Below are 18,869 nucleotides of genomic sequence, written 5' to 3'. Positions count from 1 at the left end.
TTATTAATTATTGTCATTAATTCTGTTTTCTTCATCTTGGGATGCATTACGTCTGCTTTTCTTTTTACCAAATTTAGAACCAAAACTATAAGATAATCTTAACTGAATGTTTTGCCTAGATTGATTGCTTTCTACTTCGGCAAATAGGTTGTTATAATCAATAACACCTACAAAACCTCTGTTTAACATTTTATTAAATCCTAAATTAACTTTTAGTTTATCATCTAAAAACTTTTTACTAAACGAAAAACCTAACCCTGCAAACCACTCTGCATCAATACCTCCCTCTAAAGCTCCTGTTCCGTAATTTCCATTTAATTCTGCGTTAATTTCCCATGGAAGTTCGTAATTAGCTTGTGTAAACCACATTAAACTCCATTTTTGTAAATTTAAATTATTTGGGTTAGATTCAAATTTATTATAATTTACAATAAATCCCGTATAACCATTTACCCCTTTTATAAAGCTTAATGGGCCAAATAATCTAAAATTCCAGTTTTTACTTTCGTTAAGGTTAATAGTTGTACGCTCAATTTGAGCTGTATCATCGTCTTGAGAAACATATTGAAACATAGCATCTTTGGTTTTATTATAGCCTATGGTAAAAAATGGTTGACCATCAAAAGTTAAGTTAAATTGATATCTATTTGTAAAAGATGGTTTTAAATTTTCATTTCCAACATCAGAAGATAAAGGATCATAATAGGTAACAAACGAATTTAAAGTATTGTAATTAGGACGACGAATGCGGTAACTGTAAGACACACTTGCACCTAAATTATCATTTATTTTTCGGCTAATTGACGCACTAGGAAAAAGTTTAGAAATTTCACGTTTTCGGGTTTCATTATTACTGCTTGAAGTCCCTTGAGTGTTACTATCTTCAAATCGAAGTCCTCCAGAGAACGACCACTTTCCTTTGGTTAAGTTTATTTTTGAATAAAGTGCAAATATAGTTTCATCTACCAAAAATCTATTACTAGCATTTTCATCAAAATTAAAACCACCACTATTATTTTCATTAAATGATTTTAAATCACTATCTGTATTTACTTGAGAATATTTAGCGCCAAAACTTAGCTTAAAATCATCTGAGTATAGTCTAGAATAATCTGCTTTATAAGTTTTAATTTGGTATTTAGCATTTTGTAAATAGCGCTGGTTTGTATATGCAATAGTACTTTCTGGAAGCGATGAAATAGTATTCGTATTATCATTTTTATAATCTACAAAATTAAAATCGGCAGTAAGATTATGTGCTTTGTTCTTAAACTCGTAGTAAGGGTTTATATTAAAAACCTCTTGGTCTCTGTTAAAGCTGTTTTTAGATAATAATCTATCTGTTGTAGTTGGTGTTGTAATTAAATTAGAACTTCTAGAATCCCTATCTGAATCTGTTGAATTTTTTCTTACGGCAATGCCTATTGAGTGGTCGTCATTTAAATAGTAATCAATACTAGCACTCGCTCTAATACTTTTAGGGTCGTAAGGCTCAATAGTAGCTTGGTTATAGGTTTCATTTCTAACGGTTCTTTTAATAAATAAATCTTCTCGCCATGTAGGTGCAGAATACCCTGCGCTTGCTTGCCAATTTAATTTGTTTTTGTAACTCGCTATCGATGCACTCGTGCCATATTCTAAACCTTCATCTTCACCAAACCACCCCATAAAGTTTCCGTGTGTGCCTAATTTTACATTTTTCTTTAATATAATATTTATAATGGGCCCAGAACCCTCGGCATCAAATTCTGCTCCTGGCTGTTCAACCAATTCTACTCTAGCAATATTATCAGCAGGCATATCTCGAAGCAACGTCTCCATATCCATATAATCGGTAGTTTTTCCATTAATAAGGATTCTAATGTTACTTTGCCCGGCATAGCTTATACCATTATTGGTTACTAAAATTCCTGGAACACCTTTCATAACATCTTGAAGATTAGAATTTATCATTTCAGACTTTTCTAAATCTACAATTAACTTTTCTGCGGTTTGCCTAATTAAAGGGCGCTTACTTTTAATTACAACTTCATCTAAATTTTGATGCTCTTCAGTTAAATTAAAATCTAATTTTTTATTTGCCTCAAGCTTAAATATTTCAGACTTTTTAGTTTTAAAACCCAACATAGATACTTCCAAATAATAATTTCCATTTACTACGTTATTAAAAATATAATCTCCTTTTTCATCAGATATTACACCTATAAAAACCTCTTTAGATGCCTCTTCATAGAGTATAACATTAGCAAACTCTAGAGGCTGATTGTTTTCTAAAATTTTTCCTGAAACTTGATTTTGTGCACTTAGAGTAACAACTCCTAAAAGAAAAACTATAATAATTTTGATTAATACATTCATAACTACTTGTTTTAAAATTGACAAGATAAATGTATACCGAAGACCTTATTTAATAAAACAGTTTCTGATGAATTAGGCTAAAATAAAGTTGAATACTACTTTTTTATTGATAAACTTAAACTCACTATTTATAAAAAAATTAAAAAGAGGTTTAATTAAGACCGCTTACAAAGCGTATATTTTTGTAATAATCATAAATGATTAGAAGAGTAATTCTTTAATAATTATATACCAAGGTTTGTTTTAATTGCATGATTAAAACCAAAATTGAACTTTTACATGTTTTTTTTATTGATAATCTCTTTTAATTAGAATTCTGCCTTTTTTTTCATAAAAATAAATGACTTCAAATTTTTTAAGAATAATTTTTGTATGTTTATAACACATTAAAAAACTATTCAACTAAACTAATCAAATCTCACTTAATCCTACACTATTATTGATATCATCAATTTTATTTATATATTTTTATTAATTAAAAGTTATTAACAATTAATAAAATATTACATTTAATTTTATCTCTTAATTTTTTAAAATAGATTTATAAATAATTAAGACACAAGCCTCATTAAAATGTTGATTATTATGTTTTTAGAAATAGATTTTTAACAATAAATACGATATATATTATTAATTTATGAAAGCACTTTTTTACACTAGAGAATTTCCGCCATACGTTTATGGTGGCGCAGGAGTACATGTTGAATATTTAGCAGATGAGTTGGCTAAATTAATTGAAATGGACGTAAGGTGCTTTGGAGACCAAGATAGTAAATCTGGTAATTTAACCGTTAAAGGATTTCCTTTTGATAATGATGCTTTTGATAAAGCTGATGATAAATTAAAATCGGTATTTAAAACCTTGAGTACTTGTATTCAAATGAATGCAGACCCTATTGATGCAGATGTTGTGCATTGCCATACTTGGTATGCACATTTTGCCGGAATTGTTGCAAAATTATGTTACGGTACACCATTAGTTATAACTACACACTCTTTAGAGCCTTTGAGACCATGGAAACGTGAACAATTAGGTAGAGGTTATGACGCTTCTTCATGGGTTGAAAAAACAGCTATTGAAATGGCCGATGCACTTATTGCAGTATCTGAAGAAACAAAAGAGGATGTTTTAAAACATTTTAATGTAGACGAAAATAAGGTTCATGTTATTTATAATGGCATAAACCTTCAACAATATGTTACAACACCTGAAACTTCAACTTTAGATGAATATGGTGTAGATAAATCGAAACCTTATGTGCTTTTTGTTGGTAGAATTACTCGTCAAAAAGGTATAATTCATTTGGTAAATGCTATAAAATATATTGATCCAGATACGCAAATTGTACTTTGTGCTGGTGCTCCAGATACTCCAGAAATTGGTAAAGAAATGGAAGATGCGGTTAGTGAAGTTCAAAAAACACGTAACAATGTTATTTGGATTGATAAGATGGTAACTAAAGAAGAAATTATACAATTATACTCGCATGCCGATGTATTTTGCTGCCCTTCTATTTACGAACCTTTCGGTATTATAAACATTGAAGCCATGGCATGTAACACAGCAGTTGTTGCGAGTGCTGTTGGTGGTATTAAAGAAGTGGTTGTTCATGGTGAAACTGGATTACTTATTCCGCTAGAACAACAAACCGAAGCCCCTTTTGAGCCTATTAACCCTGATAAATTTTCAAGAGATTTAGCCAACGGAATAAATAAAGTAATTAGTGATAAAACGCTAAGAGAAACTATGGCAAAAAAAGGAAGGAAACGTGTTGAAGATTATTTTGATTGGATTGCCATTGCAAAACAAGTAGAAGAATTATATAAAACACTAGTATAAATAAATGTAACTAACTAAAAATCCAAAAGATATGATTAATAATAAAGTTTTATCCATTGTACTAGGAGGTGGACAAGGTTCTAGACTATATCCTCTAACAGACCGACGATCTAAACCAGCAGTATCAATTGCAGGTAAGTACAGATTGGTAGATATTCCTATTTCTAACTGTATTAATGCAGATATCAAGCGAATTTTTGTGTTAACACAATTCAATTCTGCCGGATTGAACAAACACATTAAAAACACCTATCATTTTAGTTTTTTTAGTAGTGCTTTTGTTGATGTACTTGCGGCAGAACAAACGCCAGAAAGTAAAACGTGGTTTCAAGGAACTGCAGATGCAGTAAGACAAAGTATGCATCATTTTTTACAACATGATTTTGAATATGCTTTAATACTATCTGGTGATCAATTATACCAAATGGATTATGATAAAATGATTGAAGCTCATGAAAAAAGTGGCTCCGAAATCACTATCGCAACCATTCCTGTAACCGCTAAAGACGCTACGGGCTTTGGTATCCTTAAAGCCAATGACGAAAGTACAATCACCTCTTTTATAGAAAAACCAGACGCTAGCTTATTACCGGATTGGACATCGGAAGTAAGTGACGACATGAAATCGCAAGGACGTAATTATCTAGCCTCCATGGGTATTTATGTATTTAATAGAGATTTGCTAGTAGACTTAATGAAAAACCCAGATACTAACGATTTTGGGAAAGAAATTATACCACAGGCTATCGATAAACACAAAACATTAAGCTATCAATACGAAGGTTATTGGACTGATATTGGAACTATAGAATCCTTTTTTGAAGCTAATTTAGGATTAACAGATGATATTCCTAAGTTCGATTTATATAATAGAGATAAACGCATATACACACACGCAAGAATGTTACCTACAACTAAAATTGCTGGTACAGCTCTAGACAAAGCTGTGGTATCAGAAGGTTGTATTATAGGTGCTGCTAAAATTGAAAAATCAGTAATAGGCATCCGTTCTAGAATTGGTAAAGAGTCAACCATTATAAACACTTATATGATGGGAGCAGATTATTACGAATCGCTAGAAGATATGCAAAGCAATAAAATTGAAAATTTAATGGGTATTGGCGAACGATGCTTTATAAAAAACTGTATCCTCGATAAAAATTGCCGTATTGGTGACGATGTTAGAATAAATGGAGGTAAACATTTAGAAGATACAGAAACCGAAACATATTGTATTAGAGATGGTATTGTAGTTATTAAACATGGTGTTACCATACCAAAAGGCACAGTAATATAATTAACCTTTTATTTTTCTTATTATAATTAATCAAAATGCAAGACCAAAGAAGAGTTGTAATAGACCACATTTCACCAAGTGTAAATTGTGGCAAGTTTTATATAAAACGTGTAGTTAACGAAATTGTTAATGTAGAGGCCCATATCATGGCCGATGGTCATGATGTTTTGGGTGCATCAATTCTATATAAACACGAAAATGGTAAAGTTTGGAAAGAAACAAGAATGACATTGTCATCTAATGACGAATGGCAAGCTTCATTTACTGTAAACAAACAAGGCTTTTTTACATATAAAGTACAAGCTTGGGTAGATTATGCCCTTAATTGGCGTTATGGTTTAATTAGAAAAATTAATGATGGCCAATATGTTGCTTCTGAATTACTTGAAGGCGCCGAATATATTGAAGCTCTTTTAGATAAAGTAAATGCTACCGATAAGGCATACCTAGAACATCTTTATAAATTATTTAAAAATGAAGATGACTATGGTGAAGCTATTACAGAAGCTACAGCCGATAAATTATATCAAATATTCTTTAACAACCCAACAAAAATACTTGATAATAACACAAAAGAATACAGGGTTTATGTGGACAGAAAAAAAGCTAGGTTTAGTACTTGGTACGAGTTTTTTCCGCGTTCTGCATCAGAGCATCCAGGAGTTCATGGTACTTTTAAAGACTGCGAACGTTTGCTTCCTAGGGTTAAAAACATGGGATTCGATGTGGTATACTTACCACCAATTCATCCAATTGGCGAAGTAAACCGAAAAGGAAAAAACAATACTACCGAAGCTCATGAGGGCGATGTTGGTTCAACTTGGGGTGTGGGCTCTCAACATGGAGGTCATAAAGACATTCACCCACAACTAGGTACGCTCGATGATTTTAAATCTTTAATCCAAAAAGCAAAAGAAAACAATATTGAAATCGCTATGGATTATGCTTTACAAGCTGCACCAGACCATCCTTGGGTAAAAGACCATCCATCGTGGTTTAAATGGCGACCAGATGGCACGGTACAATATGCAGAAAATCCACCTAAAAAGTATCAAGATATACTTCCTATTTATTGGGAAAGTGAAGACTATAAAAACCTATGGCAAGAATGCCTAGATATTTTAATGCATTGGATTGATTGTGGTATACAAATTTTTAGAGTAGATAATCCACATACAAAACCATTCTATTTCTGGAATTGGATAATTAACCAAGTAAAAGCCAAACATCCAGATGTTATATTTTTAGCAGAAGCTTTTACCGCACCTAAAGTGATGCAGCAATTAGCAAAACAAGGCTATACGCAGTCATACACATATTTTACTTGGCGAGAAAACAAGCATGAACTTATTGAATATGTTGAAGAATTAACTAAATCTGAGTTAAAGGAATATATGCAACCTAATTTCTGGCCAAACACGCCAGACATAAACCCATATCATTTACAAGGCGCCAATGAATCTAAGCATATTCAAAGATATGCACTTGCTGCAACCTTAAGCTCAAGTATAGGTATTTATGGGCCTGTTTTTGAATATATGCTATCTAATTCTTTACTAGGAAAGGAAGAGTATTTAAATTCAGAAAAATTCCAAATCACTCATTATAATTGGGAAATCCAAAATAAACTCACAACTATTATTGCAAAAATAAATTATATAAGACACAATAATCCTGCACTTCAACAAACTAATAATATTAAATTCTGCCACATAGGAAACGATAATTTATTAGCATTTTATAAATGGAATGATGACAGAACAAATCAAATATTTGTTATTATAAGTTTAGATGATAATAATTCACAACAAGGTACTGTTCAGGTTCCACTTCATGAAATTGGGGTATATCATGGACATAATCTTGAAATGCATGATTTAATAACTGATAGTCGATACAATTGGAATAGCGAATGGTGTTATGTGGAATTACATCCAACTATGCCATTTCACATCTTCAAGATTAACAAATAATTTATGACTGAAGAAGCCTCAATATCATCAGTAAATCCCCTTTTTGAGTCAAATGACTCCTGGGAAGTTTTACTAGAAAATCAAGCGTTTGTTAAAACGTTTCTTTCTGAGGTATTAGAGGCCTACATTATTAAACAACGCTGGTATGGTGGCAAGTCAAGTCAATTAAAATACATTGAACTAGCTGAATATTTTAGAATTCAACAACATGGTGAAGTTTATTTTGGCCTTATACTAGAAGTTGATTTTGTCGAAGCCTTTTATCAACATTATTTTTTACCAATAGCTTTTGTAACAGATGAAAATTTTGCAAAAAAAGACAGAATTTTACCTATTAGCATCAATAATCAAAAAGGCTATATTATTGATGCAATAAATTTAGAATCATTCAGAAAATTAGTTTTTGAACGTATTGCAACTGCAACCCCAAAAGACACTACAAAAGTACAATATCATAAAAGCCATTTGTTTAATAATGTAATTTATGAGTCGTCAAGGTTCATGGGTTTAGAGCAAAGCAATACTTCTATTGTCTATAACGAAAAATATGTATTAAAGTTTTTTAGACGCATTTTTGGGGATAAAAACCCAGACTATGAAATGAGTCGTTTTCTCTCTGAAAAAAAAGAATTTAAAAACACCCCTTCATATTTAGGGAGTATTAATTTAGTAGATTCAGAAAACACAAATATTACCATAGGTTTGATGCAAGAAATGATTCCTAACGAAGGTGATGCTTGGGATTATATGCTAAAAGAATTACACAAAGTATTTTTAAATTTAGAGCAAAAAAAGATAAGCATTGAAAACTTGCCAAATACTGCATTATATCAGCGCTTAACTATTGAAAACATTCCACCTCAAATTATAGATTGGGCTGGATTAAATTTATTTAATCAAGTTAAAACGTTAGCAAAACGTACTGCAGAAATGCATATAGCATTAGGTTCAGAGTTTGAAGAAACAGCTTTTACACCAGAACATTACAATGGTGACTACACAGTATGGTTAAAAAACAAAATGCTTTATCAGTTTCAAAATAGGCTAAATATTATTGAAAATAGCTTAGATAAATTAGACGGATTAGCATTAATATTAGCAAAAGAGCTTCTTGAAAACAAAAACACTATACGAAAACGTTTTGTAGACTTTGATTGGACAAAACTGAAAGGCGAACGCATAAGAGTTCATGGCGATTATCATTTAGGCCAAGTTTTAGTAAAAGATAATGACTATTACATTCTTGATTTTGAAGGTGAACCAGAAAGCACTATACGAGATAGAAAAGTAAAGCAGCCGCCTTTAAAAGATGTTGCTGGTTTATTTAGGTCTTTTCATTATGCCATTTACGCCACAGTTTTTAATAATAGCAAAACGCATTATAAAGCAACACAAGAATCTTTATTTCAAGCCTCTGAGGTTTTGTATAGATATATTACAGGTTTATTTTTGGGTACCTATGTTACAGAAACTCAAAATGCAAATTTAAATTTAGGATACAATCAAGAACGTATATTTATATTAAAATACTGCTTATTAGAAAAAGCAGTTTACGAGTTGGGTTACGAGCTCAACTCTCGTCCGCAATGGGCAGTCATTCCTTTAAAAGGAATATCTAATATTATAAATCATTAATTTATGGCACAAGTAAAAGTTCACAGTTTATTTACCGAGTTTGATATTAACCTTTTTAAAGCTGGAAAGCATTTTAGACTATATGAAAAATTTGGTTCACATCTTGTAACTGTTGACGGTATTGACGGTGTATATTTTGCCGTTTGGGCACCAACAGCTAAGCAAGTTTCTGTAGTTGGAGACTTTAATTATTGGATGGAAGGCGAACACCAACTTAATGTGCGTTGGGATTCGAGTGGTATTTGGGAAGGTTTTATTCCTTTAATTGGAAAAGGTGCTACTTACAAATACAAAATACAAAGTCATAATAACGATATTAAAACAGAAAAAGCAGATCCTTATGCTAGACGCTTTGAACACAACCCAAATACTGCATCTATAGTATGGGATGATAATTATAAGTGGAAAGACAAAGACTGGATGAAAACACGTAAAAAGAATAACGCTATAGATGCTCCTTATTCTGTTTACGAAGTCCATTTAGGATCTTGGAAAAGACATTTAGAAGAAGATCGTTTTTTATCATATTACGAATTAGCTGATGATCTGGTAAACTATGTAAGCGACATGAATTTTACACATGTAGAGCTTATGCCTATTATGGAATTTCCATACGACCCATCGTGGGGTTATCAAATAACTGGCTATTTTGCACCTACGTCGCGTTTTGGATATCCTGAAGAATTTAAATATTTAGTAGATAAACTACATCAAGCTGGAATAGGAATAATTTTAGATTGGGTACCATCACATTTTCCAGAAGATGCTCATGGATTAGGCTTTTTTGATGGTTCGCACTTATACGAGCACCCAGATAAACGCAAAGGATATCACCAAGATTGGAAAAGTTTAATTTTTAATTATGAACGAAATGAAGTACGTTCATTCTTGATTAGTAATGCTGTTTTTTGGATGGATCAATATCATGCTGATGGCTTGCGTGTAGATGCCGTAGCGTCTATGCTATTCTTAGATTACTCAAGAGAAGATGGCGAATGGGAACCAAATATTTATGGCGGAAGAGAAAACTTAGCCGTTATAAGCTTTCTTAAAGAATTAAATGAAGAGATTTATGCCTCTTTTCCAGACGTTCAGACCATTGCAGAAGAATCTACTGCATTTCCAATGGTATCTAAACCTACTTTTGAAGGTGGTTTAGGTTTTGGAATGAAATGGATGATGGGTTGGATGCACGACACTTTAGAGTATTTTGCAAAAGACCCTGTTTATAGGAAATATCATCAAAATGATATTACTTTTAGTTTAGCCTATGCATTTACCGAAAACTTTATGCTGCCTTTATCACATGATGAAGTCGTTTATGGGAAAAATTCTATTTTAGGAAGAATGCCGGGTGATGAGTGGCAACGTTTTGCTAATCTTCGTTTATTATACGGTTATATGTTTACACACCCAGGAACCAAGCTATTATTTATGGGAAGTGAATTTGGGCAGTATAACGAATGGAATTTTCAAGAAAGCTTAGATTGGAATTTGTTAGAATTTAAGCCTCATAAAGACATGCAAAACTATTATAAATCTTTAAATGCAATTTATAAAAATACGCCCGCTCTTTATGAAAAAGGTTTTAGTGGAGAAGGTTTTGAATGGATAAGTTACGACGACCATGAAAATTGTGTAATTTCTTATATACGAAAAGGTTATAAGGAAGATGAAAACGTAGTTGTAGTCTGTAATTTAACACCTACAGTAAGAAAAGGATATAAAATAGGTGTCACAACAAAGGGTAAACTTCTTGAGATATTTAATAGTGATGCCCAAGAATTTGGAGGTAGTGGAATTACTAACAAAAAACAAATTACTATTAAAAAAGACCCATGGAATGGTAAAGACTATTCAGCAGAAATTACATTACCACCACTAGCGGTTACCATTTTTAAATTTAAATAAAATTAAAAACACCTTAAAAGTAAAAAACACCAGTTAGCTTCAATATTTATTGACTAACTGGTGTTTTTTTATATTTATTACATCTGTTATTTAAAAAAATCACACAAAAGCTTAAACTAATTTATATCAATGTTTTAAGACAAAAACTAAGTCTGTATAAGGTAATAAAAAACGGCTGTTTTACAAACCTTTAAATTATCCACAATTTAACAAGTTATTATTTGGTTTTATTCAAAATTTATTGCGATTTTTTAATAAAAAGTGATATCCAAGGTCTTTTAATTTTAGTATTTTCGTCTATTAATATTGATTACATCATTTTATGATATTAAATACAGAATTAGAATATAAAGGAAACTTATTTCCATCCAAAATAGTTTCATACGAAAAGAATCTTAATGTACTATCTTTTACTACAGCAAACGGAGTAGTTTTAGAAGTTACTGTGCGTAGAGATAGCATCCTTCGTTTTAGGTTTACTACAACAGGTATTTTTGAAAATGATTTTTCTTATGCTATAACAAAATATGCTAGCAGAGGGTATAATCACCTTGAAGTTACCGAAAATGATCAAAATTATATTATTACTACAGCAAAGCTAATTTGTCACATTTCTAAATTAGATTTACGTACTTCTATTTATGATGCTAAGGATAAATCTTTAATATGTGAAGATGAACTTGGTTTTCATTGGGAAGAAAGTTACCAGTTTGGTGGAGATATTGTAAAAATGTCTAAGACCGCTCAACCAGGTGAAAGTTATTATGGTTTAGGAGATAAACCTGTTGATAATAATTTAAAAGGAAAGCGTTTTGAAAATTGGGTAACAGATTCTTATGCATATGGAAGAGATACCGACCCTATATACAAAACGATACCGTTTTATACAGGATTACACAATAAAAAATCTTACGGAATATTTTTTGATAATACATTTAGATCGTTTTTTGATTTTTGTAACGAACGTAGAAATATTACAAGTTTTTGGGCACAAGGTGGTGAAATGAACTACTATTTTATTTATGGTCCAGAAATGTCTGATGTTGTTGCAAACTATACAGATTTAACTGGTAAACCTCATGAAATGCCTGCTCTTTGGACCTTAGGTTACCACCAATGTAAATGGAGCTATTATCCAGAATCTAACGTAAAAGAAATTACAGCTAAGTTTAGAGAATTACAAATTCCTTGTGATGCTATTTATTTAGATATCGATTATATGGAAGGTTTTAGATGCTTTACTTGGAGTGAAGAGTATTTTCCAGATCCAAAACGTATGGTTAAGGAATTAGCTGATGATGGTTTTAAAACTATTGTTATTATAGACCCGGGGATTAAAATAGATATGGATTATTCTGTATTTAGAGAAGGTCTTGAAAAAGATTATTTCTGTAAACGTGCTGATGGTCCTTATATGAAAGGTAAAGTTTGGCCCGGGGAGTGTTATTTCCCAGATTTTACAAATCCTGAAGTTAGAGATTGGTGGTCAAATTTATTTCAAGAACTTGTTGAAGATATAGGGGTTAAAGGTGTTTGGAATGACATGAACGAACCTGCAGTAATGGATGTTCCTGGAAAAACTTTCCCAGATGATGTAAGACATGATTACGACGGAAACCATTGTAGCCATAGAAAAGCACACAACGTTTATGGTATGCAAATGGCTCGAGCTACTTATCAAGGTTTAAAAAAGTTCTCATATCCAAAAAGACCTTTTGTAATTACTAGAGCTGCTTATTCTGGTACACAGAGATATACATCAAGTTGGACAGGCGATAATGTTGCAACCTGGGACCACTTAACCATTGCAAACTTACAAGCACAACGTATGTGTATGTCTGGTTTTTCATTTATTGGCTCTGATATTGGGGGATTTGCAGAACAACCAAATGGTGAATTATATGCCCGTTGGATTCAATTAGGTATTTTCCACCCATTTTGTAGAACACACTCATCTGGAGACCACGGCGATCAAGAACCATGGGCTTTTGGAACCACCATTACAGATGTGGTTAGAAAGTTTATTGAATTACGTTATCAATTACTACCATATTTATATACAGCATTTTGGAGATATGCCGAAGAGGGTGTTCCAATTTTAAAATCTCTTGTTTTGTATGATCAACACGATCCACAAACACATTATAGAAATGATGAATTTGTTTTTGGTGAAAAAATACTAGCTTGCCCAATAACAGGACCAAACCAAAAAGGAAGACGTTTATATTTCCCTATTGGTAAATGGTATAACTTCTGGACTGATGAAATAATTAAAGGAGGAACCGAACAATGGGTTGATGCCGATTTAGATAGTATGCCAATTTTTGTAAAAGAAGGTGCTATTATACCAAAATACCCAATTCAGCAATATGTAGGTGAAAAAACGATTGATGAATTGATACTTGATGTGTATTATAAAGAAGGAAAAGAAACCTCTCAAGTTTATGAAGATGCTACTGATGGTTATGACTATATTAAAGGAAGGTTTAGTCTAAGAGACTTTAAGTTATCTGGTAAGAAAAACGAATTAATTATTCAGCAGCATAAATCTGGTAAGTATACAACAACTTATAAAACATTTAAATTAAGTTTACACGGCTTACCATTTAAAATATCTGAGGTTGAGGTTGATAATGTAGTAATACCACTAAAAGACTTAAAACTTAATGGAGAAAATACATTAACTCTTACTAAAGAGTTTACAGAACTTCACATTATAGGGTAAAAACAACCTTAAAATTAAATTAAAAAAAGCCTTTCTTTTAGAAGAAAGGCTTTTTTATTGAACTAAAAATAAAATCTTTATTACACGTATTTTATTATTTATTATCTACAGTTGGAACTTCCTCAACATCAAACGGTTTTCCTAAATACACTAGTTTATACCCAGCTTCTATGTTTTCAATTTCTAAATTATAGGAGGAGATAATGTGAAATTCACCTTCATTATCCTTCACAAATAAAGGAATAATCTCTGGGTCATCATTTGATATTGTAATAAGCTTATCATAATGTTTTTTATCTTCTAAATCAATTTCTTGAATCGATGGATAAGCTCTGGTTAACTCTAATAAAGCGCTATAATCATCCTTGTGAGAAAACAAACCTTCTTTAGGGTTGTTAGTATCATCTAACATTTCTTGGGTGGTTACTAATCTATATGAACCATTTTCACCAAATTGCTTACTAAATTTATCAATAGCATATTTATTTATATCCGGATTTCCTGTTAATGCCATAATGTAACCCACATCACTAAGCTCAATATTGTCCATTAAAGTATCAGAATAAATATTTGTACTAATTGCCTCTAAACCTAATTCTTTAGCTTTTTCAATATTCTTTTCATTACTATCTATAAGAACCACATGTCTTCCGTGAGTTACAAGATAATGTCCAAGTAATCTTGAAACTTTTGATGCGCCTACGATTAAAATACCTTCAGATTTTTTAAGAAATACACCCACTAATTTTGCAAATAATCTTGCTGTTGTCGCGTTTAAAAGTACAGTACCTAACACAATCATAAAAACCAAAGGTGTAATATACTCTGCACCTTCAACACCTTGTTTTAAAAGCTTACTACCAAAAAGAGATGCAATACCAGCGGCAACAATACCTCTTGGACCAACCCAACTAATAAATACTTTTTCATTAGTTTTTAATTTTGAACCCATAGTGCTTAAAAAAACTGCAGCAGGTCTTATAATAAATACTACAGCAGCAAAAAGAAATGCTGTTTTCCAGGTATAAAGCAGCAACATATCTTCAATGTTGATGTTTGCAGCTAATAAAATGAATAATATTGAAATTAATAAAACACTTAAAGATTCTTTAAAATAGAGTAATTCTTTTAAATTTTGAAGTTTTCCATTACCCAAAACCATACCCATAACAACAACCGCTAATAATCCAGATTCGTGAGCAAAAATTTCAGATTCAACAAAAACCAATAAAACAGTAGATAAAGACACTACATTTAATAAATAGTGTGGAATTAATTTTTTATTAATAGCAAATGCCAATGCATGAGCAAATGTAAATCCAAAAGTAGTTCCAAAAAGAATAATTTTTCCAAACTCAATTAATGCTGTTTTTGTAAAACCACTATCACCTTCTACACTTATAAACTCAAAAACTAATACAGCAACCAAAGCGCCAATTGGGTCTATTAATATGCCTTCCCATTTTAATACTGTTGAAATATCTTTTTTAAGCGGAATATTTCTTAAAATTGGTGTAATTACGGTTGGGCCTGTAACAATTATTAATCCAGAAAACAAGAATGATAATTGCCAGCTTAAACCAAAAATAAAATGGGCAAGCACCCCAGCTCCAAAAAAAGTAACTGCAGAGCCAAGTGTAATTAACTTAGTAATTACAGGGCCAACATTTTTAATTTCAGATCGTTTTAAGGTTAAACCACCTTCAAATAGAATAATACTAATAGCTAAAGAAACGAAGTAATACAAGCCTTCTCCTGGAAACAACCCTTTTTTTCCATTCCAAATAGGTTCAATCCATTTAGAGCCATCTTCACTTAAAAACTCTGCAGCTATTGGACCAACCAAAAGACCAATTAAAATTAAAGGTAAAATTGCGGGTATTTTAAATTTCCAAGCTACCCATTGTGCTAATATTCCTAAAATGATAATTCCTGCAAGTTCTAACATAGGCTAATTATTTTTTATAAAAACACTAATTTAAGTAAAACACATGATTTATTGTTTTTAAAAAATGTTATCTTTCAACTTTTACACCAAAATTAGTAAAACCTTTGTCTTTAAAGCCTTTTAAAAGTATTGGAATTGGAGTAGCATATTCTCCAAACTTAAAAGCAAACCTTTTTGAGGCCGCAAGGCTTTCTGTTTTTTTTGGCGCAAAATTGTTTTTAATTCATGTTGGAGAACCTTCTGAAGAAAAAACAAACATGTTAAGCATAATTCTAAAAAGTTTTGAAAAAGATAAATTAGATTATGAAGTTATTTTTAAAACTGGCGACCCTGTTAACGTTATACTTTCAACCACAGAACAAAAAAAGATAGACTTATTGATTCTTGGAGCTGTTCAAAGAGAAAAGATTTTAAAATACTATGTAGGTTCTATTGCTAGAAAAATTACTCGTAAAGCAAAATGCTCTATCTTATTATTAATTAAACCTGCTGTAGAGCGTATGGCCTGCAAACATATTGTAGTAAATGGCTTAAAAGACCCTAAAACAGAACAAACTATAACTACTGCTTTTTATGTAGCAAACCAGCTTAAATCTAATAAAATCACTATTGTTGAAGAAATAGAAGAAGAAGAAATTCATGTAAAAGTTGATGATGATAAATCTCTTAGACTAGCAACTATAAATAAAGAGCGAATAAAGCTTAGAGAAAACTCAAGAGTAAAAGAAATAATTACTCATATACCTGAAGAGTTAACTAAAAATAAAACCATAAAATTGCAACCTATTTTTGGTAAACGCGGATATTCCATAGGGCATTATGCTCAAATTACTAGAGCAGATTTATTAGTTATGAATAGCCCATCAAAAATGACATTTTGGGACCGGTTATTTCCGCACGATATAGAGCATATTTTAACCGAATTACCAACCGATGTGTTAATCCTTCAATGAGTCCAAAAAAAAATAATATAAAAGATTTTTTTAAAACCTTACCCAAAAATATCTTTTCTGGTTTTGTGGTTAGTCTTATAGCATTGCCATTAGGCCTAGGACTAGCTATGGCTAGTGATGCTCCTCCAATTGCAGGTATTATTGCTGCTGTAATTGGTGGTATAACTGTTTCTATTTTAGGAGGAAGCCATGTTACTATTGTTGGGCCAGGAAATGGTTTAGTTGGGGTACTTTTAGTAGCAATAACTACTTTAGGCCTAGAGGGTGCTTATGTAGCAATTATGTGTTCTGGTATTTTACTTTTACTACTTGGGTTTTTTAGAATGGGTGCACTTGCAGATTTTTTCCCATCTTCTGCTATTCAAGGAATGCTTGCAGCCATTGGTTTAATTATTTTGGGCAAACAGTTTCATATAATGCTGGCTCATAAAATTAAAAGAGGCGATACTATTGATTATCTTTTAGAAATTCCATTTACTATAAATGATGCAGTCCATTACGAAAATAAAGGTCTAATATTTGCTGCGTTAGCCGGTATTTTAAGTTTAACAATTATGCTTTTTTATTCAAAAGTTAGGAATAAATATTTGCAACTTATACCCGCACCTATGTGGATTGTTATACTTTCTATAGGGTTTAGTTATTATTTTGAAATAGGCCTACACGAACCTAACCCAATTGCTCCAGAATATATGGTTTCTGGAATTCCAAGTATTCAAGAAATTATTGCAGATTTACCCACACCAAACTTTAGTGGTATTTGGAGTTTTTCCTTTTTTGGTAGTGTTTTAGCATTAACATTAATTTCGAGTATAGAGTCTCTTTTAAGTATTAAAGCCGTTGATAAATTAGACCCAGAAAAACGACGCTCTAATGTAAATAGAGATTTAAAAGCATTAGGTTTAGCTACCGTTGGTAGTGGTTTATTAGGTGGTTTAAATGTTGTAACGGTTATTGCACGTAGCTCGGTAAATGTTAATCAAGGAGCAAGTAATAGGTCTTCAAACTTTTTTCATGCACTATTTTTAGTTTTATTTATTGTGTTTTTTAGTACACAATTAACACGTATTCCACTCCCCGCTTTAATGGCTATTTTAGTATATACAGGCTATAAATTAGCTTCACCTAAAGTTATTACTAAAATGTTTTCTATAGGTAAAGAACAGCTTATTATCTTTTTTGTTACACTTATTGTTACTTTAAAAATAGGATTAATTACGGGTATATTGGCGGGTGTATTGGCCACATTTATTATTCACGTTATTATTAATAGGCATCTTGGTTACGGTTTGTTTTTTAGAAATTTATTAAAACCAAATGTTTTAATGTACAAAGAACATGGTAATAAAGACAATTATTACGTTAGTGTAAAACACTTTTGTAGTTTTTTAAATTATTTCCGATTAAAAAAACATTTAGATGCAATTCCTGAAAATCAAGATGTTATAGTAGATTTTTCTTTATGTGATTTTGTTGATGATACCGTATTAGAAAACATTAACAATTATCAAGAATTATTTGATAAAAGAGGAGGGCATTTTGGAGTAGTAGGTTTAGATTTACATGATACAGAAACAAAACATCCATTTGCCTCAAGACGCTTATTACCAGTACCAAACATTATTAAAAATAGTTTAACAAGGCGCCAAACTAATATGGAAACTTTGGCAGAAGACTATGATTTAAAGTACTATCCTAAAAAGAAAAAAAACGTTTCATTTCTAAATAGTTTTTCATTTTTCTCAACCAAACATATCAATCATATTTACAATAAATTATCACAAAAAGATAATGATATTACAGTATTTGATATAGAATTTTCCGAAGGTGAATTTATAGCTAAAGAAGAGGGTAGAAAAACCATGCTTCATATTAATTTAGATCAAAGAATTCCAGAATTCACTTTAGATAAAGAAGGTTTTTTAGAAAAAGTTTCTGCTTTTGCTGGGTATAAAGATATTCCTATTGAAAATCATGACGATTTTTCTAATCGCTTTTATTTAAAAGGTGAAAATGAAGCTGGCATTGCCAAATTTTTTAATGATGATGTAACACATTTCTTTGAAAGTAACCCCTATTACCATGTAGAATCTAACGGTAGTGCTATTCTTATTTTTGGAAAAGAGCGACTTGCTAGTATTAAAGAAATTAAAGCTTTATACGATTTTGGCAAACGCTTAAAGCAAGTCATTCAAACTGTTTAAAAACACAGTTTCATTGTAAATCTTT

The 18,869-nt window shown here is 31.3% G+C and carries 10 protein-coding genes; 8 read left to right on the top strand and 2 right to left on the bottom strand.

Annotated elements, in window-relative coordinates; genetic code table 11:
- Positions 1-3: 3 nt before the first annotated feature.
- Positions 4-2,358, bottom strand: coding sequence for an outer membrane beta-barrel protein (locus tag Q0842_RS00405; RefSeq protein ID WP_298492753.1), 2,355 nt, complete (start codon positions 2,356-2,358; stop codon positions 4-6).
- Positions 2,359-2,995: 637 nt separating this feature from the next.
- On the opposite strand from Q0842_RS00405, the gene glgA reads away from it, so the two are divergent.
- From glgA to Q0842_RS00375, 6 genes are all read left to right on the top strand, one after another.
- A complete protein-coding gene (gene glgA / locus Q0842_RS00400) occupies positions 2,996-4,198 on the top strand; it encodes a glycogen synthase (protein WP_298492750.1) in 1,203 nt (400 codons plus the stop codon).
- 31 nt (positions 4,199-4,229) lie between these two features.
- Complete coding sequence (locus Q0842_RS00395) at positions 4,230-5,495, top strand: glucose-1-phosphate adenylyltransferase (protein WP_298492747.1); 1,266 nt, start codon at positions 4,230-4,232, stop codon at positions 5,493-5,495.
- A 35-nt stretch (positions 5,496-5,530) separates the two neighbouring features.
- Positions 5,531-7,468 (top strand): alpha-1,4-glucan--maltose-1-phosphate maltosyltransferase, encoded by a 1,938-nt coding sequence (locus Q0842_RS00390; protein WP_298492745.1) that lies wholly within the window; start codon positions 5,531-5,533, stop codon positions 7,466-7,468.
- 3 nt (positions 7,469-7,471) lie between these two features.
- The gene (locus Q0842_RS00385; protein ID WP_298492743.1) at positions 7,472-9,103 is read left to right on the top strand and encodes a trehalose synthase; all 1,632 of its coding nucleotides are present in this window, start codon (positions 7,472-7,474) and stop codon (positions 9,101-9,103) included.
- Positions 9,104-9,106: 3 nt separating this feature from the next.
- Entirely contained in the window at positions 9,107-11,014 is a 1,908-nt protein-coding gene (gene glgB / locus Q0842_RS00380) for a 1,4-alpha-glucan branching protein GlgB (RefSeq protein ID WP_298492740.1), read from the top strand.
- 322 nt (positions 11,015-11,336) lie between these two features.
- Positions 11,337-13,739 (top strand): glycoside hydrolase family 31 protein, encoded by a 2,403-nt coding sequence (locus Q0842_RS00375; RefSeq protein ID WP_298492737.1) that lies wholly within the window; start codon positions 11,337-11,339, stop codon positions 13,737-13,739.
- A 94-nt stretch (positions 13,740-13,833) separates the two neighbouring features.
- On the opposite strand, the gene Q0842_RS00370 is transcribed toward Q0842_RS00375, so the two are convergent.
- Positions 13,834-15,687, bottom strand: a complete 1,854-nt coding sequence (locus Q0842_RS00370; RefSeq protein ID WP_298492734.1) for a sodium:proton antiporter — start codon at positions 15,685-15,687, stop codon at positions 13,834-13,836.
- Between the two features lie 104 nt (positions 15,688-15,791).
- On the opposite strand from Q0842_RS00370, the gene Q0842_RS00365 reads away from it, so the two are divergent.
- Both Q0842_RS00365 and Q0842_RS00360 read left to right on the top strand, forming a co-directional pair.
- Positions 15,792-16,640 (top strand): universal stress protein, encoded by an 849-nt coding sequence (locus Q0842_RS00365; protein WP_298492731.1) that lies wholly within the window; start codon positions 15,792-15,794, stop codon positions 16,638-16,640.
- Positions 16,637-18,844, top strand: a complete 2,208-nt coding sequence (locus Q0842_RS00360) for a SulP family inorganic anion transporter (RefSeq protein ID WP_298492729.1) — start codon at positions 16,637-16,639, stop codon at positions 18,842-18,844. The genes Q0842_RS00365 and Q0842_RS00360 overlap by 4 nt, the downstream gene beginning before the upstream one ends.
- Positions 18,845-18,869 lie beyond the last annotated feature (25 nt).

Source organism: uncultured Algibacter sp., from assembly GCF_947495675.1.
Taxonomy (GTDB): Bacteria; Bacteroidota; Bacteroidia; order Flavobacteriales; family Flavobacteriaceae; genus Algibacter_B.
Note: the sequence above shows the minus strand (reverse complement) of the source record. Positions and strands in the feature narration are given on the sequence as shown.